Source organism: Gordonia phosphorivorans, assembly GCF_042432625.1.
GTDB lineage: Bacteria > Actinomycetota > Actinomycetes > Mycobacteriales > Mycobacteriaceae > Gordonia > Gordonia phosphorivorans.
In genome coordinates this window covers 431,499-450,903 of the sequence record NZ_JBHLWV010000020.1, presented here as the reverse complement: position 1 = coordinate 450,903, position 19,405 = coordinate 431,499, and the positions used below count along the sequence as shown (strand labels likewise).

Below are 19,405 nucleotides of genomic sequence, written 5' to 3'. Positions count from 1 at the left end.
CGGGGTCATAGACTCGCGGTGTGCGCCGCCATCTCCGTTCCCGGGTCGTCGAAGAACCCGTCGACCTCAGCACCGGCGCCGTCGCTCCCGCGCCGCCCGCCCAGCGACGCCGCACCATCGTGCGCGCGGTGGGCGGCCTGTGCGCGGTGGTGGCCGTTCTGGTGGCCGCCTACCTGGTCCCGCTGCCGTCGATCGGTCTGGTGCGCGAATGGTCCGACGCGGTGGGCCCGTGGTTCGTGGTGGTCTTCTTCGCGGTGTATCTCGTCGCCGCGATCGGTCCGATTCCGCGGTCGCCGTTCACGGTGATGTCGGGCGTGCTGTTCGGTCCGGTCGTCGGATTCACCGGGGCGATCCTGGTCTCGTCGGTGGCGGCGGTGGTGGCCTTCGCCCTGGCCCGGAGGCTGGGGCGGGCGCGCGTGCAGCGCCATCTGGATCGGGCGGTGTTCGCCTCGGTGGAGGCGCGGCTGGAGCGGCGCGGCTGGCTGGCGGTGGGGTCGCTGCGCATGATTCCGGTGGTGCCGTTCGCGGTGGTCAACTACGCCGCGGGCCTGTCGTCGGTCCGGCTGGTCCCCTACACCGTGGCCAGCATCGTCGGCACGATTCCCGGTACCGCGGCGGTGGTATTCCTCGGCGATGCGCTGGCCGGCGAGGCGGACCCGACGATGGTGGTCGCGTCGGGCCTGCTGTTCGCGGTCGGGGTGGTCGGGTTGATCGTCGATTCCCGGCTGCCGGTGCCGAAGGCTTGACACCCAGAAATCAAGCTCTGATACTTGAGTTGTAGAAATCAAGTTCAAGGACTTGAGGAGTCTTCGATGCTTGTCCTCACCGCCGACCAGCGATCCAGTCGCACCGACGTCGACCGCGTACCCGACCTGCTGCGCCGTTACCGCGACGCGGCGGCGGTGCTCGGCTTCGATCGCACCGCCGGCGACGAAGTGGAGGCCGTCTTTGACGATCCCGAGCTCGCCGCGCGGATCGCGGTGGAGCTGGTGGCCTCCGGCTTCTGGAGCGTGGGTCTCGGGGTGGGCGAGGTGCAGACGCCGCTGCCGAAGCAGGCGCGCGCCGGCCGCGGCGAGGCCTTCATCGCGGCACGCGAGGCCGTCGAGGCGGCCAAGAACCGGCGGGTACCGCTGCAGGTGGTGGGCGCATCCGACTGGTGCCGGGATGCGCAGACCGCCGCCTGCCTGCTGGTGGACCTGCTGACCGACCGCACCGACGCCGGCCGCGAGGCCGTGGCCCTGGTGGCCGACGGCGGGACCCAGGCGCAGGCGGCCGGGGCGTTGGGCATCTCCCCGCAGGCGGTGTCGCTCCGGCTGCGCACCGCGCGCTGGGATCTGCAGCGCGACACCGAACGCCTGGTGACCCGGCTGTTGACGTTGAGCGAGGAGGACCGATGATCGCAGTGATCGTGTTGGTAGTGGCCGTGCTGTGCGCCCTGGTCGGGGTGCCGATCCGCACCCGACTGGCCGGCGACGAACAGCGCAGCGACGCCGACGTCCGGCGCTTCGACCTGGTCCTGGCGGTGGCGCTGGGCGGGCTCGTCGCCGGCGCCGCGATTGCGGCCGCGGTGGCCGCGCCGCTCTCGCACGCGTGGCTGGTCGCCGGTCAGGTGATCGCGGTGGCCGCCGCGGCGGCGACGGGCGGCTATGTGGTCCGCAGCGTGCTGGCCTTCGGCGGCATTCCCACGCGCCGCGAGAACTTCGACGACCCCGCACCCGACCCGCCGCTGCGCGGCGGTCGGATCATCGGCCTGATGGAACGGGCCGCGGTGACGGTGAGCCTGCTGCTGGGATGGCCGGCCGGGATCGCGGTGATCCTCGGTATCAAGGGCCTCGCGCGGTTCCCGCAGCTGCGTGAGCATCACGCCAGCGAACAGTTCATCCTGGGCACCTTCGCCTCGGTGCTGTGGGCGTGCGCGCTCGGCGGCATCGGCGTGCTGCTGGGGCGCTGACCTGCGTCGGCGCTCCTGGGTCGGCGCTACTCCGGCGGCTCGGTGACGAAGTCGATCAGTTCCTCCACGCTGCGGATCAGCGGCACTTCCAGCTCGCGGAAACTCGACACCGCGTTCAGCACGCGCCGCCACCCGTCCTGCGGGGTGCCCCAGCCGAGCGCATCGCAGATGCCGGTCTTCCAGTCGGTGCCCATCGGGATCACCGGCCAGGCGTCGATCTTGACGGCCGCGGGCTTGACCGCCTGCCACACGTCCACGTAGGGGTGACCGCAGACCAGCACGTGCGGTCCCACCTCGGCGGTCAGCTTCTCCTCCTTGGACCCGGACACCAGGTGGTCCACCAGCACCCCGGCGCGGCGATGCGCGGCGGGCTGGAAGTCGGCCAGGGCGTCGTCGAGGTTGTCCAGACCGTCCAGGCTCATCACCACCACGCCTTCGGCGCGCAGGTCGTGGCCCCAGACGCGTTCGAGCAGCGTCGCGTCGTGCACGCCCTCGACGAACAGGCGGCTCGCGCGCGCGGTCCGGGCCCGCTGCCGGGGCAGCGCCCGCGATCCGGACGCGGTCTGGATGGTGCGCACCTCGTTGGGTCCGCGGCCCTTCGGCCGCACCAGCGTGACGGGCTTGCCGTCGATCAGAAACGCCGCCGGATAGGCGTGGAAGACGCGGGTGGCGCCGTGCCGGTCCTCCAGGCGCACCATGTCCGCGGCGTACGTCTTCTCCCAGCCGACCACCGCCCCGCAGAAACCGGTGGCCGCATCCTCGACCACCAGGCCGGGTTCGCCCGCCACCACGGGGGCCTTCGGCTTGCTGCGGCGCGGCTGCGCCAGAACATCACGTCCGTAGCGATCATTGGTCACGAGTCCTCAGGCTAGGGCACGCGGAGCCCGCGGGGCCCACGACGCCCCGGGCGTATCTTGAGAAGCGATGTCCAGATCACTTCCCGATGCTTCCGCCGGCCTGCTGCGTGCGTGGCCGGCCTCCGCGCTCGCCGTGTGGGCCGCGGCCTGGCAGGCCGGGCTCGCCTCCCCCGACGACGTCCTGCACACGCTGCACGACTTTTCCGAGAGCCACGAGCTCGACACCGGCGGCACCGCACTGGACCTGGTGCAGCTGGTCGGCGCCGCGACGCGCAGCGCGGTGGTCTTCCCCGCGCCCGGCGACGTGCAGGGCCTGCCGCCGGGCGCCCTCGGGCGCGAGGTGCTCGACGCCGGGGAGGTGCTGATTCTCGAGCGCACGGATGGGCCGCCGCTCGCGCTCGCCGCCCGCGGCAGCATCGAGCGGTGCCGCTGGAGTGTGCGCGTGCTGCCGCCCGAGACGGAGGTCGAGGTGCTCGGCGGCGACCAACCCGCGGGCGAGCTGGAATACGAACTGCGCGAGGCCGTGGGCGAGGCCGCCACCGTGATCGCCGGGCTGACCGGGCCGCGCACGGGCGGACCGGCCGATCTGCGCGACGCGCTGGCCGCGCGGACGGCTGCGGCGGCCTTGGATCTGCCGCCGCACGAGTTGCGGAGAGTGGACCGCATCCTGGCCACGACGGCACAGATCGACGCCATCGTCGATCTGGCCGGCGAAATCGGCGCCACCGCGGGCCAGCTGGACAGCGCCGACTGTCAGCTGCGCCGCCTGACCACGCTGACCAGGCGGGCCCGGGCCGCCGCCATCAACGCGCTGCTGCGCGACTACCGGCGCTGAGGGCGCGGCGGCAGTTCGCAGCAGCCGGGACGGCACAGGGTGCCGTTGTCGCCGCAGCCGAGTGCGGAGCTCTCGGCGCCGTCGACGTACTCCTCGATCAGGTCGGCGATCATGGCGATGAACGCCGGATCGGTGCCCACCGTGTCGGCACGGGCATAGGCCATGCCGAGTCGTTCGGCTGTCTCGCGGGCCTCGGTGTCCAGATCCCAGACCACCTCGAGGTGATCGGAGATGAAACCGATCGGGCACACGATCACCCGGCCGACACCCTGGTCGGCGAGGGCCTCGAGATGATCGCAGACGTCCGGCTCCAGCCAGGGCACCTGCGGCGGACCCGACCGGGACTGCCAGACGACGTCGAAGTCGTCGATCCCGAGGGCGGCGGCCACCGCCGCCGAGGCCGCGGTGACCTGCGTCGAATACAGCTGCCCGCCCGCCTCCGGCGGACCCGCGGTGCGGTCGGCGGCCAGTGGAATCGAATGCGCGGTGAACACCAGCCGGGCCGGGGTGCCCTCCCCCAGTTCCGTCTGAGCGCGCCGCACGGCCGCGGCGGCGGCGGCGGTGAATCCCGGCCGGTCCCAGTACTGCGGGAGCTTGCGCAGAAGGAGGTCCGATGACACCGGGGCGCCGAGTTCGGCCAGCGCACCGGCCAGGTCCTCGTGGTACTGCCGACACCCGGAGTAGCCGCCCCACGCGGAGGTGGGAAACACTAGGGCGCGTCGGTGACCGTCCGCGCGCAGCGCGGTGACGGCGTCGGTGACGTACGGCGTCCAGTTGCGGTTGCCGAAGTAGATCGGCAGGTTCGCGCCGCGGGTGCGCAGTTCGCCCCGCAGCGCCGCGATCATGTCCAGGTTGAGCCGGTTGATCGGTGAGACGCCGTCGAAGTGCATGTAATGCTCGACGACCTCCTCGAGCCGCTCCGGCGGGACACCGCGCCCGCGCGTGACGTTCTCCAGGAACGGCCGCACGTCGGCGGGCCCGTCAGGCCCGCCGAACGAGAGGAAGAGGAGGGCGGTGAACTCGCCCGCGCCGACGCTCAACTCAGCAGGTTCTCGGGGAACCAGGTGTTGTGGCTGGCACCGCCGTCGACGTAAACGATGGAGCCGGTGGTGGCCGGCAGCCAGTCCGACAGCAGGGCCACGACGCTCTTGCCGACCGGGGTCGGATCGTCGACGTTCCAGCCGATCGGCGAGGCGCCGTCCCAGTACTCGTTGAGCATGGTCAGCTTCTTGGCATCGTCGGTCGCCGTGCCCGAGATGGCCTTGGCGGCCAGCGTCTTGATCGGGCCGGCGGCCACCAGGTTGGACCGGATCTTCTTGGCGTAACCCACCTCGCGGGCCACGTAGCGGTTGACCGACTCCAGCGCGGCCTTGGCCACGCCCATCCAGTTGTAGTCGGGCACGGCGGTGCGCGGATCGAAATCCATGCCGACGATGGAGCCGCCCTCGTTCATCACCGGCAACACGGCGCGCGCCAGCGACGCGTAGCTCCACGCGGAGATCTCGAACGCCTTGGCCGCGTCCGGGCCGGGGCCCTCCAGGAAGGGCAGTGCGTCCGGACCCATCAGGGTGCGCGGGGCGAAGGCGATGGAGTGCACCACGCCGTCGATCCCCTGCGGGGCCAGTGCGCGGACCTGGTCGGCCAGCGCGCCCAGGCTCTCCTCGTCGGTCACGTCGAGGCCGATGGCCTCGGGGACCTCCTGCGGGAGCCGCTTGGCGATCCGATTGATCAGCCGCAGCCGCTCGGGGATACCGGTGATCAGGACGGTGGCGCCGGCCTCCTGCGCCTGGGCGGCGGTGGCGAAGGCGATGGAGGCATCGGTGATGATGCCGGTCACGAGAATGGTCTTGCCTGCGAGGATTCCGCTCACGGGGGGTGCTCCTTGAAAGAGGGGGTGGGGTGGCCCGGTGGCTAGGTGGTCAGTGGCCCATGCCGAGGCCGCCGTCGACGTTGATCACGTTGCCGGTGACGTAGGCGGAGTCGTTCGAGGCGAGGAAGCTCACGACGGCCGCGACCTCTTCGGGCTGACCCATGCGCTTGGCCGGAATGGCCTGGTCCACCGCGGTCTTGGTGTAGTCCTCGGGCAGGGCGCGGGTCATGTCGGTGTCGATCAGGCCGGGGGCCACCACGTTGGCGGTGATGTTGCGGCCGCCCAGTTCGCGGGTCACCGAGCGGGCGAGCCCGATCACGCCGGCCTTGGAGGCGGCGTAGTTGGCCTGGCCGGGGGTGCCCATCAGGCCGACCACCGAACCGAGGTAGATGAAGCGGCCCCAGCGCTTCTTGAGCATCTCGCGGGTGGCCGCCTTGGTGACGCGGAAGGCGCCGGTGAGGTTGGCGTCGAGCACGTTCGCGAAGCTCTCCACGCTCATCCGCATGATGAGGGTGTCTTCGGTGATGCCGGCGTTGGCGACGACCACCTCGACGGGCCCCTGGTGCTCGGCCACCTCTGCGAACGCGCGGGTCACGGACTCGTCGTCGGTCACATCACACTGCACGCCGAAGAGGCCCTCGGGTGCGCCGGAGCCGCGGTGGGTCACCGCGACCTTGTGTCCGTCGGCGGCCAGGCGCTGGGCCACGGCCAGGCCGATCCCCCGGTTGCCACCGGTGACCAGCACCGAGCGCGGAGTGAATTCGGGGGTCTGTGCATTCTCTGACATGGTTGTCCAACCTATCTCACGGAAGTCGGCGATTGAGGAACAGGGCTCCGGCGGTCCCGGCGAGCACCAGCAGGGTCCCGGCGATCAGCCACGGTCGCGAATTGTCGCCGCGCTGGCGCTCGGTGCCGATCTGTTCCCGGAGGGTCGAATAGACCTTGTTCAGCTCGTCCAGGGACGACGCGGTGTAGAAGGCGCCGCCGGAGATGTTCGCGATCTGGCGCAGCGAGTCGTCGTCGACGGGCACCGGCACACGCTGCATCTGCCCGTTGGGGCCCTCGAGTTCGACGGTGCCGCTGAGCGTGCCGAAGGAGATGGTGGAGACCGGGATGTTCTCCTCCTTGGCCTTGCGCGCCGCGGTGAAACCGCCCCGGTCGGCGTTGGGGCTCTCCGGGACGGTCTGCTTGCCGTCCGAGAGCAGCACGATGTGCGCCGGGGGTGCGTGCGAATCGCCGCCGAGCGCGGAGTTGAGCGTCTGAATCTGATCGAGCGCAGCGAAGATGCCCTCGCCGGTGGCGGTCTTGTCGGCCAGCTTCAGCTTGCCCAGGGCGTTCTTGGTGGCGTTGTGGTCCGGCGTCGGCGAGACCAGGGTCGACGCGGTACCGGCGAAGGACACCAGGCCCAGGTTGATGCCCGCGGTCAGTTCGTCGGCGAACCGCTTGCCCGCGGCCTGCGCGGCCTCCAGCCGGGAGGGCGCCACGTCGGTGGCCATCATCGAGTTGGAGACGTCCACCACCAGCATCACGGTGGCCCGGTTGCGCGGCACATCGCGTTCGGCCAGCGGGCCCGCCATGGCGATGGTCAGCAGCAGCAGACCGACCGAGAGCACGGCGAAGGGCACGTGCCGGAACCGGTCGCGGGTGGTCGGCGTGACCGAGCGCAGGACGTCGAGATTGGCGAAGCGCAGCGCGCGTGACTTGCGGCGTCGCATCGCGAACACGTACGCGGCGACCAACGCCACGACGAGCAGGATCGACAGCAGCCACCAGGGGTGGGCGAACCAGCGGCCCATCTAGCGCACCCCCGCCGCTCGGCGCCGACGGCCGACGAACCGGACGGTGTCGGCGATCCAGTCGCGGTCGGTGCGCAGGGTGAGCACGGCGCCGCCGCTGCCGCGGAAGGCGGCGTGCACCTGGGCACGGTGGGCTTCGGCGGCGGCCGCGAAGTCCGCGCGCACCTGCGGTGTCACGTCGATCTCCACTACCTCGCCGGATTCGGCGTCGGCCAGGGTCACCGGGCCGACCGGGGGCAGTGCCACATCCAGGGGATCGAGAACCTCCACCCCCAGCAGTTCGTGGTGGGCGCCGATCGCGCGCAGCGACCGGGTCCAGTCGAGCGGCCCGAGGAAGTCGCTGATCACCACGGCCAGACCCCGGCGCCGCTGCGGGCGACGCAGCGCTTCCAGGCCCGCGTCCAGATCGCCGCGGACCCCGGGCTCGCTGCGGTGGGTGGTGGCCAGGGTCTTCAGGAGCGAACGGTCGTGGGCGCGGCCGGCGCGGGCCGGGACGCGCGCCACGGTGTCGCCGGTGACGACGATCGCGCCGTGCCGGTTGCCGCCTCCGGCGGTCAGGTGCACCACGGCGGCGGCAGCGGCCACCGCCAGGTCGCGTTTGGTGTGCGCGCCCGAGCCGAAGTCCAGGCTCGCCGAGGCATCCATGACGAACCAGGTCTCCAGTTCGCGGTCGGCGATCATCTGCCGCACGTGCGGGGCGGTGGTGCGGGCGGTGACCGACCACTCCATCCGCCGGATGTCGTCACCGGGCTGGTACGGGCGTGCCTCTCCGGGCTCGGAGCCGGGACCGGGGATCAGCCCCAGGTGCGCGCCCTGCAGCACGCCGTCGAGCTTGCGCCGGACCGTCAGTTCCAGGCTGCCCAGCGCCGCCGTCAGCTGCGGGTCGTCGAGCTGACCGCCGCGCAGAGAAGGCAGATCGCTATTGGCCGACATGACCCTCCGGCTGCGGCACCTGCTGCTGCTGCGGAACGGGCTGCTGGTACTGCTGGGGCGCCTGCTGCGGGTGAGCCTGCGGCTGTTGCGGGGCCTGCGGCTGTTGCGGTGCGGCGCTGACCTGCGGCAGACCCACGGTCTGCAGGATGCGGGTGATGATCTGGTCCGGGGTCACCTCGTCGGCGAGCGCGTCGTAGCTCAGCACCAGGCGGTGGCGCAGCACGTCGGGAATGAGCTCGACGACGTCTTGCGGGATCACGTAGTCGCGTCCGCGGATCACCGCGAGTGCGCGGGCCGCCGCAACGATGCCGAGGGTGGCACGCGGCGAGGCGCCGTAGCTGAGCCAGGTGGCCACGTCGGTCAGTCCCAGATCGGCGGGGCGGCGGCTGGCGTCGACCACCCGCACCACGTAGTCGACCAGCGCGTGGTGGACGAAGACCCCGGCGGCCACCTTCTGCAGGCGGATGGTGGTGGCCGGGTCGAGGATCTGCGAGGCGGTCGGCGGTTCCACGCCCATCCGGTAGACGATCTCGCGCTCCTCCTCCACCGACGGGTAGCCGACGAGCACCTTGAACAGGAAGCGGTCGCGCTGGGCCTCGGGAAGCGGGTAGACGCCCTCGTTCTCGATCGGGTTCTGCGTCGCCATCACCAGGAAGGGATCGGGCATCGGATAGGTGATGCCGCCGATGGAGACGTGCCGTTCGGCCATCACTTCCAGCAGTGCCGACTGCACCTTGGCCGGGGCCCGGTTGATCTCGTCGGCCAGCAGGAAGTTGGTCATCACCGGGCCGAGCTCGGTGTCGAACTCCTCGCGACCCTGGCGGTAGATGCGGGTACCGATCAGGTCGGTCGGCACCAGGTCCGGGGTGAACTGCACGCGCGCGAAGTCGCCGCCGATCACGGTGGCGAAGGTCTCCACGGCCAGCGTCTTGGCGACACCGGGCACGCCCTCGAGCAGGATGTGGCCGCGGGCGAGGAGACCCACCATGATCCGCTCGACCAGCTCCTCCTGACCCACGATGACGCGTTTGACCTCGTACATCGCCCGTTCGAGGAGTTTGACATCCTCGGGGGTGAGTGCGTTTTCCGCGGCAGGTGAACTCAAACCGGTGACTCCTCTGTAGCTGAAGGTGCTGCGAGCGACTCTACCGACAGCCGCGAACGATCAAAGCATACGCACGACGTTGGGCATGGCGCCGTCGGTGCGCAGCGGCGAGATCTTCACGACGCTGCCCGACTGGGGCGCCTCGATCATCGTGCCGTCGCCCAGATAGAGCGCCACGTGCGCGCTGGCGTTGGGTCCGTAGAAGATCATGTCGCCGCGGCGAATGTCCGACAGCGGCGCGTGCGGCCCGGACGTGTACTGGTAGCCGGTGTACTTGGGCAGGTCGATGCCCACGCCGCCGAAGGCGTAGACCATCAGGCCCGAGCAGTCGTAGCCGACCTTGTTGTAGTCGCCGTAGCTGTCGGCGACGCCGCCGTCGCGGATACCCAGGGTGGGGCCGTCGGCGTTGCCGCCGCCCCAGGCGTACGGCACGCCTATCTGCGACTTGGCGCGGTTGACGACCAACTCGATGGCCTGCGGGCCGCGCAGTCCCGGTCGGCTGAGGCCGCCACCGCCCCCGCCGAAGAGCGCGCCGAGCGAACCGTTGCCCAGTCGCGACAGCACCCCGTCGGAGCCGGTGCCGCCGATGGAGGCGCCGCCCAGGCCGAGCTCGTCGAGCAGCTCCGAATGCGGGATCTGCTGTTCGCCGATGAGGCCGGCGAGCAGCTGGGTGCCGGTCTCCAGTGCCAGCTTGGCCACGAGGGCGGCAGCCTCCGCGGCGGCGTTCTCGGTGCCCTCGGCGGGGGTCGACGGGAGCTTGTCCAGGACGTCGCTGAGGGCAGGCGGCGGTGAGGTCGGCGTGGTGGTGCCCCGCTGCTTGTCGAGCTTGTTGACCAGCGCCGTGCGCTGATTGAGCAGCTGGGAGCGCTGGGTCTGCTGATCGCTGACGGCCTGCCGGGCGGTGGTCACCGCGGTGATGGCGTCGGCCCGCCGGGCCTCGGCGCCCTTGGCTGCGGCCGCGGTCTGCTTGCGGGTGGCCGAGGTCGCGGCGACCCGCTTGGTCTGCTGGCCGCGCACGTACTGCAGACGCGCGACGGTGGCGCGCTGCTGCCGGCCCATCTGCTCGACGCTGGAGATCTGCTCCAGGACTCGACCCGGATCGTCGGAGGAGACGTAGTCCGACATGGCGCCCAACCGGTTGTTGCCCTGCCGGTTCACCGCGCGCATGAAGTCGTCGAACTGGCGCTGCGCCTCGGCGACCTCTCGCTTGGTCTTGGCCAGCGCGGCGCGGGCGGCGTCGTCGGTGGCGGCGGCCACCTGCTGGGCGGCGAAGGCGTTCTGGAAGTCGACGAGGGCCTTGTTGACGGCCTGCTGCTTGATGGCGACGGAGGTGGTCAGCTGCGACAGGTTCTGGTCGATCGACGCGATGTCGTTGATGAGCTTGGCCACCGGCGACGGAGTCTTCTCCGGCTCGGCCGCAGCGTGCCCCGCGGCCAGCGATCCCACCAGGAGCAGAGCGCCCACCGTGCTACCGCGTAACGCCTGACGTGCGTTCATGGTCGTTCGCTTCAACAGACGTACTCCCTAGCTGTCCCTGTTGAGCACCTGCGACGCATCTGTCTCACCGACACGTCTATCCCCTGGTTACTCAAAAGTGTCTACTGCACCGTACGTCACATTGGACGCACCAGAAACCCGAGGCGATGAATTACAAAGACGTGATTACCTGCGGAAATGCACTGAACAGCGGAAAAGCCGACGGGTCGAGACCGTCACAGTTGGATAACGACCGCGGAAGGTCAGGAGCGTCGACGAACCATGGCGATGCGCGCCCCGACGGCGCACAGCGCCACCAGGACGATGAGCACGATCGTCAGGACCGTCCAGTCCAGGTGCGGCTCGGTGGCGCGATCGTAGATCTGCTGGGCGGCCACGGCCGGGCTGGTGCCGGCCTTCACCTCGCCGGTGCCGTCCTCGAGCTGTACCCGGCTGAACTCGCTGGAGGCGGTGCCCATGCCGGACGGGCCGATCACCAGCACCGTGCCGCCCACCTGCGACTGCAGCTCGGTGGCGATGTCGCGGTAGACGGTGAAGGGAGAGTAGCTCGCCTCCAGGACCACGATCTGCAGGTCGTGCCCGTCGGCAGCGGCGTTGTCGACGACCTGTTCCAGTTCGGCCACCTGGTCGGCCGGCGCGTAGACGCCGGTGGACTCCAGGGCGGTGGCGATCGCGGGCAGGTCCAGATCGGCCCACTGCGCGGTGGTGTCGATGGGAGCTGCGAGCACGAAGGTGACCGGTGCCGACGTCATCTGGGGCTCCTGCGGATCGGAGAAGGGCGGACGCGCTCACCTTACGGCAGGCTCGGTCGGCCACTCGACGGCGACGCGCAACCGCCCGTTCACTCCAACCAGTACGCGCGTACTGCTATGATGGTGAAGTAGCAGTTCTTCCGTCGACACAGCCCGTCGGCGATCACCCCGCGATGAGAGTGGAGCACACCTTGAGCAAGGATTCCTTTGGCGCCCGCGGCACGCTGGAGGTGGGAGATGACTCGTTCGAGATCTTCCGCCTGTCGGCAGTCCCCGGTACCGAGAAGCTGCCCTACGCGCTGAAGGTTCTCGCCGAGAACCTTCTGCGCACCGAAGACGGCGCGAACATCACCAGCGATCACATCAATGCGCTGGCCAATTGGGATCCGAACGCTCAGCCGAGCGTGGAGATTCAGTTCACGCCCGCCCGCGTCCTGATGCAGGACTTCACCGGCGTGCCCTGCGTGGTCGACCTGGCCACCATGCGCGAGGCCGTCAGCGCCCTCGGCGGCGACCCCAACAAGGTGAACCCGCTGTCCCCCGCCGAGATGGTCATCGACCACTCGGTGATCCTGGACGTGTTCGGCCGCGCCGACGCCTTCGAGCGCAACGTGGAGCTGGAGTACCAGCGCAACGGTGAGCGCTACCAGTTCCTGCGCTGGGGCCAGGGCGCCTTCGACGACTTCCGCGTCGTCCCGCCGGGCATGGGCATCGTGCACCAGGTGAACATCGAGCACCTGGCGCGCGTCGTGATGACCCGCAACGGGCAGGCCTACCCGGACACCTGCGTCGGCACCGACTCGCACACCACCATGGAGAACGGCCTGGGTGTGCTGGGCTGGGGCGTCGGCGGTATCGAGGCCGAGGCCGCCATGCTCGGCCAGCCGGTCTCCATGCTGATCCCGCGCGTGGTCGGCTTCAAGCTGTCCGGTGAGATCAAGCCGGGCGTCACCGCGACCGACGTGGTCCTGACCGTCACCGACATGCTGCGTCAGCACGGTGTGGTCGGCAAGTTCGTCGAGTTCTACGGCGCCGGTGTCGCCGAGGTGCCGCTGGCCAACCGCGCCACCCTGGGCAACATGAGCCCCGAGTTCGGTTCGACCTGCGCGATCTTCCCGATCGACGGCGAGACCATCAACTACCTGCGCCTGACCGGCCGCACCGAGGAGCAGCTCGCTCTCGTCGAGGCGTACGCCAAGGAACAGGGCATGTGGCACGACGTCGACAACGAGGCGCAGTACTCGGAGTACCTCGAGCTGGATCTGGGCACCGTGGTGCCGTCGATCGCCGGCCCGAAGCGCCCGCAGGACCGCATCCTGCTCTCGGAGTCGAAGGTGGCCTTCCGCAAGGACATCCACAACTACGTCGAAGAGCACATGCCCGCCGAGCACACCCAGCTCGACGAGGCCGTCGAGGAGTCCTTCCCGGCTTCCGATCCGGCCGCACTGTCCTTCGCCGACGACGGTGCCGTGAACGTGCAGTCGGCCGCCAACGGCGCCGAGGGCCGCCCGAGCAAGCCGGTCACCGTCACCTCCGACGGCAACACCTTCGTGCTCGACCACGGCGCGGTCGCGGTCGCCGGCATCACCTCCTGCACCAACACCTCGAACCCGTCGGTCATGATCGGCGCAGGCCTGCTGGCCCGCAACGCCGTCGAGAAGGGCCTGACCTCCAAGCCGTGGGTCAAGACCAACATGGCGCCGGGCTCGCAGGTGGTCTCGGACTACTACGAGAAGGCCGGCCTGTGGCCGTACCTGGAGAAGCTCGGCTTCTACCTGGGCGGTTACGGCTGCACCACCTGCATCGGCAACACCGGTCCGCTGCCGGAGGCGATCAGCAAGGCCGTCAACGACGAGGACCTGACGGTCACCGCCGTGCTGTCGGGCAACCGTAACTTCGAGGGTCGCATCTCCCCCGACGTCAAGATGAACTACCTGGCGAGCCCGCCGCTGGTCATCGCCTACGCGCTGGCCGGCACCATGGACTTCGACTTCGAGACCGAAGCCCTGGGCACCGACACCGACGGCAACGACGTCTTCCTGAAGGACATCTGGCCGTCGGCACAGGAGATCGACGACACCATCAAGTCGGCGATCAACGCGGACATGTTCACCAAGTCGTACGCCACCGTGTTCGACGGTGACGAGCGCTGGCAGGGCCTGAACACCCCCGACGGCGACACCTTCGAGTGGGACGAGAAGTCGACCTACGTCCGCAAGGCGCCGTACTTCGACGGCATGACCATGGACCCGGACCCCGTCTCGGACATCAAGGGCGCTCGCGTCCTGGCTCTGCTGGGCGACTCGGTCACCACCGACCACATCAGCCCGGCCGGTCCGATCAAGCCCGGCACCCCGGCGGCTCAGTACCTGGACGCCAACGGTGTGGCCCGCAAGGACTACAACTCGCTGGGCAGCCGTCGTGGCAACCACGAGGTGATGATCCGCGGCACCTTCGCGAACATCCGTCTGCAGAACCAGCTGCTCGACGGTGTCTCCGGTGGTTACACCCGCGACTTCACCCAGGAGGGCGGCCCGCAGTCGTTCATCTACGACGCGTCGGTCAACTACCAGGCCGCCGGCATCCCGCTGGTCGTCCTCGGTGGCAAGGAGTACGGCTCGGGCAGCTCGCGTGACTGGGCCGCCAAGGGCACGGTGCTGCTCGGCGTGAAGGCCGTCATCACCGAGTCGTTCGAGCGCATCCACCGCTCCAACCTGATCGGCATGGGCGTCGTGCCCCTGCAGTTCCCGGAGGGCGAGTCGGCCAAGACCCTGGGCCTGGACGGCACCGAGGTCTTCGACATCACCGGTCTGGAGCAGCTCAACGAGGGTGTCACCCCGAAGACGCTGAAGGTCACCGCGACCAAGGAGAACGGCGACGTCGTCGAGTTCGACGCGGTGGTCCGGATCGACACCCCGGGTGAAGCCGACTACTACCGCAACGGCGGCATCCTGCAGTACGTGCTCCGGAACATGATCCAGAGCTGATAGAGAAGTGCCAAGGGTCAGCGATGACCGGCTTGCCGCGCGTCGTCGGGAGATTCTCGACGGCGCGCGGCACTGTTTCGCCGAGTACGGCTACGACGGGGCCACGGTCAAACGGCTGGAAGAAGCCACGGCGCTCTCCCGTGGCGCGATCTTCCACCACTTCAAGGACAAAGAGGCGCTCTTCCTCGCTCTGGCGCGCGAGGACGCCGAACGGATGGCCGACGTGGCCGCCGAAGAGGGTCTGGTGCAGGTGATGCGCGACATGCTCGCCCGCCCCAAGGACTTCGACTGGCTGGGCACCCGGCTGGAGATCGTGCGCAAGATCCGCAGCGATCCGGCCTTCGCACATGCGTGGGCGGCGCACAACGACGATCTGGAGGCGGTCACCCTCGCGCGACTCGAACGCAAGCGCAAGGACGGCAGCCTCCGCAAGGACGTGCCGACCGAGGTGCTGGTGACCTACCTGGATCTGGTGCTCGACGGCCTGATCACGCGACTGGCCACCGGTCAGTCGACCGACGACCTGCACGCGGTGCTCGACCTGGTGGAGGCATCGGTGCGCGCCGCCGAGTGATTCGGCTTCGGCCTTTCGACGGATACGGTCTCGAGAGTGCGGTTAGCGTGGTGAACATCACCCGCTGACCGCACTTTCGCTAGGAGCCCCGTGTATCCCGGAAATCATCTCGCCACCGCGGCGGACAAGGCCGCCCTGATTCGCCCCGCCACCGGCGAGCAGGTCACCTACGCCGAACTGATTGCGAACTCGACGCGGATCGCCAACCACCTGTCCGCCCTGGGCCTGGGCCCGGGCGATACGGTCGCGGTGGTCTCCGACAACGACCTGCGGGTCTTCGACGTGTACTGGGCGGCCGTGCGCAGCGGCATGTACGTGACGGTGGTCAACCACCATCTGACGGCCCCGGAGGTCAACTACATCCTCGCCGACTGCGGGGCCGGCGTGCTGTTCGCCTCGGCGAACGTGGCCGCCGCCGTGGCCGAGGCCGACGCGGTGATCGCCGCCGCCGAGCGCCGGATCGCCTGGGGCGAGCCGGGCATCGACGGCTTCGCCGACTACGCCGCGGTGCTCGCCGACGCCTCGGACGCGCCGCTGGCCGGCCAGCCCCGCGGCACCGACATGCTGTACTCGTCGGGCACCACCGGCCGCCCCAAGGGGATCCGCCCGCCGCTGCCGGACGGGCAGGTCGACGAGGTGCCGGACACCGTCAGCGCCGTCTTCGGACCGTTCTACGGGTTCGGTCCGGACACGCTGTACCTGTCCCCCGCGCCGGTGTATCACGCCGCGCCCCTGCGCTACTGCGCGATGGTGAACTCCCTCGGCGGGACGGTGGTGATGATGGACCGGTTCGAGCCGGAGGAGGCGCTCGAGCTCGTCGAGCGCTACTCCATCACCCACAGCCAGTGGGTGCCGACGATGTTCGTGCGCATGCTGAAGCTGCCGGAACAGGTGCGCAGCCGGTACGACCTGTCGAGCATGAAGGTGGCCGTGCACGCGGCGGCGCCGTGCCCGGCCGAGGTCAAGCGCAAGATGATCCAGTGGTGGGGTCCGGTGATCCAGGAGTACTACGCCGCCACCGAGGCGGCTGGTGTCACCCTGATCGGTCCGCAGGACGCCTTGGAACGCCCCGGCTCGGTGGGGCGTGCGGCACTCGGCGTGATCCACATCTGCGACGACGAGGGCACCGACCTGCCCGCCGGTGAGGTCGGCACGGTGTACTTCGAACGCGACACCCCGGCCTTCACCTACCACAACGATCCGGAGAAGACCCGAGCCGCGCGGCACCCGCAGCACGAGTTCTGGGCCACCACCGGCGACCTGGGCTACCTCGACTCCGACGGCTTCCTCTACCTCACCGACCGCAAGGCCTTCGTGATCATCTCCGGCGGGGTGAACATCTACCCGCAGGAGGCGGAGAACGTGCTGGTCAACCATCCCGCGGTGGCCGACGTCGCCGTCCTCGGCCTGCCCGACGAGGACCTGGGCGAAGTGGCCCGCGGCTACGTGGAGGTGACCGACGGGGTCACGCCCAGCCCGGAGCTCGCCGCCGAACTGATCGCCTACGCGACCGACCGGTTGGCCGCCTACAAGGTGCCGCGGACGATCGAATTCCTCGAGGACCTGCCGCGCACCCCGACCGGGAAGCTGGTCAAGGGCGAACTGCTCAAGCGCGTGCTCACGCCAGCTCGATGATCTCCTGATACTCGTCGGACCAGTGGTCCTCGGTGCCGTCGGGCAGCAGGATCACCCGCTGCGGATCGAGGGCGGCGGCCGCGCCGGGGTCGTGCGTCACCAGGACCACGGCCCCGGTGTAGCTGCGCAGCGCCTCCAGCACCTGCTCCCGCGAGATCGGATCCAGGTTGTTGGTCGGCTCGTCCAGCAGCAGGACGTTGGCGGCCGAGGAGACCAGTCCGGCCAGCGCCAGGCGGGTCTTCTCGCCGCCGGAGAGGGTGCCGGCCGGCTGCTCCAACTGCGCACCGGAGAACATGAACGCGCCGAGCAGACCCCGCAGATCCTGCTCGCCCGCGTCCGGGGCTGCGTGCCGGATGTTCTCCCACACCGTCGCCGCATCGTCGAGGGTGTCGTGCTCCTGCGCGAAGTACCCCAGCTTCAGGCCGTAGCCGTGTTCGACGGTGCCCAGGTCGGGCTCCTCGGTGCCGGCCAGCAGCCGCAGCAGCGTGGTCTTGCCCGCGCCGTTGAGGCCCAGGACCACCACCCGGCTGCCCTTGTCGATGGACAGGTCCACGCCGGTGAAGATCTCCAGCGAACCGTAGACCTTGGTCAGGCCCTGCGCGGTCAGCGGCGTCTTGCCGCAGGCGGCGGGCTCGGGGAACCGGATCTTCGCGGTGCGGTCGGCCACGTGCTCGGCGTCGAGCTCGTTCATCATCTTCTCGGCGCGCTTGAGCATCTGCTGGGCCGCGGTGGCCTTGGTGGCCTTGGCCCCGAGCTTGGCCGCCTGCACGCGCAGGGCGCCGGCCTTCTTCTCGGCGTTGGCGCGTTCGCGACGGCGCCGCTGCTCGTCGGTGGCGCGCTGATCCAGGTAGCGCTTCCAGTTCATGTTGTAGACGTCGGCCTCGCCGCGCACCGCGTCGAGGAACCACACGCGGTTGACCACGTCGTTGAGCAGTTCCACGTCGTGGCTGATCACCACCAGGCCGCCGTCGTGGTTCTGCAGGAAGCTGCGCAGCCAGGTGATCGAGTCGGCGTCGAGGTGGTTGGTCGGTTCGTCGAGCAGCAGGGTGGTGTCGGACTTGCCGGACCCGTCGGAGGCGGCGAAGAGGATGCGCGCCAGCTCCACGCGGCGGCGTTGACCGCCGGACAGGGTGCGCAGTTCCTGCTCGAGGACCCGATCGGGCAACCCCAGGTTGCTGCAGATGCGGGCGGCCTCGGATTCGGCGAGGTAGCCGCCGAGGGTGCCGAAACGCTCCTCGAGGCGGGAGAACTTGGCGATCGCCCGATCCCGCTTGGTGTCGTCGGTGGCCTCGGCCATGATCGTCTGCTGCCGCGTCATCTGCGCCAGAATCTCGTCCAGACCGCGCGCCGACAGCACCCGATCCTTCGCAAGGATCGACAGGTCGCCCTCTTTCGGGTCCTGCGGCAGGTAGCCGATCGGTCCGCTGCGGCGGACCGTGCCCGCGTAGGGCTCGGTCTCCCCGGCGAGGATGCGGAGGCTGGTGGTCTTGCCCGCGCCGTTGCGCCCCACCAGGCCGATCCGGTCCCCGGGGGCGATGCGCAGGGCGTCGCCGGGCGCGGAAAGCAGGGTCCGGGCGCCCGCTCGTACCTCAAGGTCGGTCGCGGTGATCACGACGAGCCATGCTACCGGCGCGTCGGCACGCCCCGAAATCGTGCGAGCACGCCGTAGTGGTCGGTGCCCGGGAGTTCGAAGCGCTCGAAGGACACCGGCTGCGGCCCGCCGCGCGAGAGCACGTGATCGATCGCCAGCAGGGCCGGGAACCACTGGTCGGTGGGATAGGTGCGCACCATGCCCGCTCCGGTCTCCTCGGCCGCGTCGGTCATGCCCGGCTTCCCGTCGGTGGTCATCATCAGCTGGCGGTAGTGTCGGTGATCGTAGGTGGCGTTGAAATCCCCGGCCACGATCACCGGGCCGGTCTCGGCGGCCAGCGCCGCCGACAGCGCGCGCAGCTCGGCGCGCCACTGATCGGAGGTGTCCGGATACGGCGGCATCACGTGCACCCCGTACACCACCAGCGGTTTTCCGCCGGGCAGGTCCACCACCACCCGGATGTTGGGCAGCCAGAATTCGTCGAGGCGACGATCCTCGGTGATCGGATAGCGCGAGAGCACCGCTCCCCCGTTGCCCGCGTCGGCGGGGTGGGCCACCGAGTACTTCAGCTGCGCGGCGATCGGCGAGGAGGCCAGCTGCGACCAAGCGGCCGGCGTCACCTCGGTCGCGGTCAGCACGTCAACGTCGTACCGCTGGACGAGCTCGGCGAGTTCGGCCACATCCGCGCGCCCCTGGTCGAGGTTGATCGACAGCACCGTGAACTCGCCCGCGGCGCTGTCGCTGCCGTTGACGTACAGCGGCACTTGGGTGAGCAGACTCACCAGCACCACCACCGCGCCGATGCCCACCACCCACCAGGCCCGGACGATGAGCGCCAGCAGCAGCCCGGCCAGCGCGACAGCCATCAGCAGCGGCGCGAAGGCGACCGCGCTGGTGAGCAGATCACCGCTCAGCCGGGTGTAGTGCAGAAAGACGCCGAAGAGACCGATCGCGACAGCCGTCCCGGCGGCCCACCTACCGCTGCGCACCCACACGTGATGCACCCTACGGGTCGGTTAGCC

Annotated in this window: 18 protein-coding genes; 7 read left to right on the top strand and 11 right to left on the bottom strand. The window is 69.9% G+C overall.

The annotated features are described in order from the left end of the window. Positions 1 to 20 precede the first annotated feature (20 nt). The 3 genes from ACFFJD_RS11360 (at position 21) to ACFFJD_RS11350 (ending at position 1,951) form a co-directional block, all read left to right on the top strand. Positions 21 to 746 (top strand): TVP38/TMEM64 family protein, encoded by a 726-nt coding sequence (locus ACFFJD_RS11360; RefSeq protein WP_382364143.1) that lies wholly within the window; start codon positions 21 to 23, stop codon positions 744 to 746. Positions 747 to 812: 66 nt separating this feature from the next. Then, on the top strand, positions 813 to 1,397 hold the full coding sequence (locus ACFFJD_RS11355) for a hypothetical protein (RefSeq protein WP_382364141.1): 585 nt from the start codon (positions 813 to 815) through the stop codon (positions 1,395 to 1,397). Then, positions 1,394 to 1,951 carry a hypothetical protein gene (locus ACFFJD_RS11350; protein WP_382364139.1) on the top strand — a complete coding sequence of 186 codons (558 nt, stop codon included), beginning with the start codon at positions 1,394 to 1,396 and terminating at the stop codon, positions 1,949 to 1,951. The genes ACFFJD_RS11355 and ACFFJD_RS11350 overlap by 4 nt, the downstream gene beginning before the upstream one ends. A gap of 26 nt (positions 1,952 to 1,977) precedes the next feature. Here ACFFJD_RS11350 and ACFFJD_RS11345 read toward each other — a convergent pair whose 3' ends face one another. Then, entirely contained in the window at positions 1,978 to 2,808 is an 831-nt protein-coding gene (locus ACFFJD_RS11345; RefSeq protein ID WP_382364137.1) for a DUF3097 domain-containing protein, read from the bottom strand. Positions 2,809 to 2,875: 67 nt separating this feature from the next. Here ACFFJD_RS11345 and ACFFJD_RS11340 point away from each other — a divergent pair, with 67 nt between their 5' ends. Then, on the top strand, positions 2,876 to 3,643 hold the full coding sequence (locus ACFFJD_RS11340) for an Rv1486c family protein (RefSeq protein ID WP_382364135.1): 768 nt from the start codon (positions 2,876 to 2,878) through the stop codon (positions 3,641 to 3,643). Here ACFFJD_RS11340 and ACFFJD_RS11335 read toward each other — a convergent pair. The 8 genes from ACFFJD_RS11335 to ACFFJD_RS11300 form a co-directional block, all read right to left on the bottom strand. Then, the gene (locus ACFFJD_RS11335; protein ID WP_382364133.1) at positions 3,631 to 4,683 is read right to left on the bottom strand and encodes a ferrochelatase; all 1,053 of its coding nucleotides are present in this window, start codon (positions 4,681 to 4,683) and stop codon (positions 3,631 to 3,633) included. The two genes, ACFFJD_RS11340 and ACFFJD_RS11335, sit on opposite strands and share 13 nt — an antisense overlap. Next, a complete protein-coding gene (inhA, locus tag ACFFJD_RS11330) occupies positions 4,680 to 5,513 on the bottom strand; it encodes an NADH-dependent enoyl-ACP reductase InhA (protein WP_382364131.1) in 834 nt (277 codons plus the stop codon). The genes ACFFJD_RS11335 and inhA overlap by 4 nt, the downstream gene beginning before the upstream one ends. Positions 5,514 to 5,562: 49 nt before the next feature. Continuing rightward, entirely contained in the window at positions 5,563 to 6,300 is a 738-nt protein-coding gene (gene fabG1, locus ACFFJD_RS11325) for a 3-oxoacyl-ACP reductase FabG1 (protein ID WP_382364129.1), read from the bottom strand. A 16-nt stretch (positions 6,301 to 6,316) separates the two neighbouring features. Continuing rightward, positions 6,317 to 7,309: a VWA domain-containing protein gene (locus ACFFJD_RS11320; RefSeq protein WP_382364127.1), complete on the bottom strand. Its 993-nt coding sequence runs from the start codon at positions 7,307 to 7,309 to the stop codon at positions 6,317 to 6,319. After that, a complete protein-coding gene (locus tag ACFFJD_RS11315; RefSeq protein ID WP_382364125.1) occupies positions 7,310 to 8,242 on the bottom strand; it encodes a DUF58 domain-containing protein in 933 nt (310 codons plus the stop codon). After that, complete coding sequence (locus ACFFJD_RS11310) at positions 8,229 to 9,284, bottom strand: AAA family ATPase (RefSeq protein ID WP_382364480.1); 1,056 nt, start codon at positions 9,282 to 9,284, stop codon at positions 8,229 to 8,231. The genes ACFFJD_RS11315 and ACFFJD_RS11310 overlap by 14 nt, the downstream gene beginning before the upstream one ends. 123 nt (positions 9,285 to 9,407) lie before the next feature. Beyond that, on the bottom strand, positions 9,408 to 10,844 hold the full coding sequence (locus ACFFJD_RS11305) for an NlpC/P60 family protein (RefSeq protein WP_382364123.1): 1,437 nt from the start codon (positions 10,842 to 10,844) through the stop codon (positions 9,408 to 9,410). Between the two features lie 242 nt (positions 10,845 to 11,086). Then, on the bottom strand, positions 11,087 to 11,596 hold the full coding sequence (locus tag ACFFJD_RS11300; protein WP_382364121.1) for an Rv1476 family membrane protein: 510 nt from the start codon (positions 11,594 to 11,596) through the stop codon (positions 11,087 to 11,089). A gap of 173 nt (positions 11,597 to 11,769) precedes the next feature. On the opposite strand from ACFFJD_RS11300, the gene acnA reads away from it, so the two are divergent. From acnA to ACFFJD_RS11285, 3 genes are all read left to right on the top strand, one after another. Next, positions 11,770 to 14,583, top strand: a complete 2,814-nt coding sequence (gene acnA / locus ACFFJD_RS11295; RefSeq protein ID WP_382364119.1) for an aconitate hydratase AcnA — start codon at positions 11,770 to 11,772, stop codon at positions 14,581 to 14,583. 7 nt (positions 14,584 to 14,590) lie between these two features. Beyond that, positions 14,591 to 15,157 (top strand): TetR/AcrR family transcriptional regulator, encoded by a 567-nt coding sequence (locus ACFFJD_RS11290; RefSeq protein WP_382364117.1) that lies wholly within the window; start codon positions 14,591 to 14,593, stop codon positions 15,155 to 15,157. A 90-nt stretch (positions 15,158 to 15,247) separates the two neighbouring features. Then, positions 15,248 to 16,792 (top strand): acyl-CoA synthetase, encoded by a 1,545-nt coding sequence (locus ACFFJD_RS11285; RefSeq protein ID WP_382364115.1) that lies wholly within the window; start codon positions 15,248 to 15,250, stop codon positions 16,790 to 16,792. Here the strand turns inward: ACFFJD_RS11285 and ACFFJD_RS11280 are convergent. Further along, a complete protein-coding gene (locus tag ACFFJD_RS11280) occupies positions 16,776 to 18,404 on the bottom strand; it encodes an ABC-F family ATP-binding cassette domain-containing protein (protein WP_382364113.1) in 1,629 nt (542 codons plus the stop codon). The two genes, ACFFJD_RS11285 and ACFFJD_RS11280, sit on opposite strands and share 17 nt — an antisense overlap. A gap of 11 nt (positions 18,405 to 18,415) precedes the next feature. Next, positions 18,416 to 19,378: an endonuclease/exonuclease/phosphatase family protein gene (locus ACFFJD_RS11275; RefSeq protein ID WP_382364111.1), complete on the bottom strand. Its 963-nt coding sequence runs from the start codon at positions 19,376 to 19,378 to the stop codon at positions 18,416 to 18,418. Positions 19,379 to 19,405 lie beyond the last annotated feature (27 nt).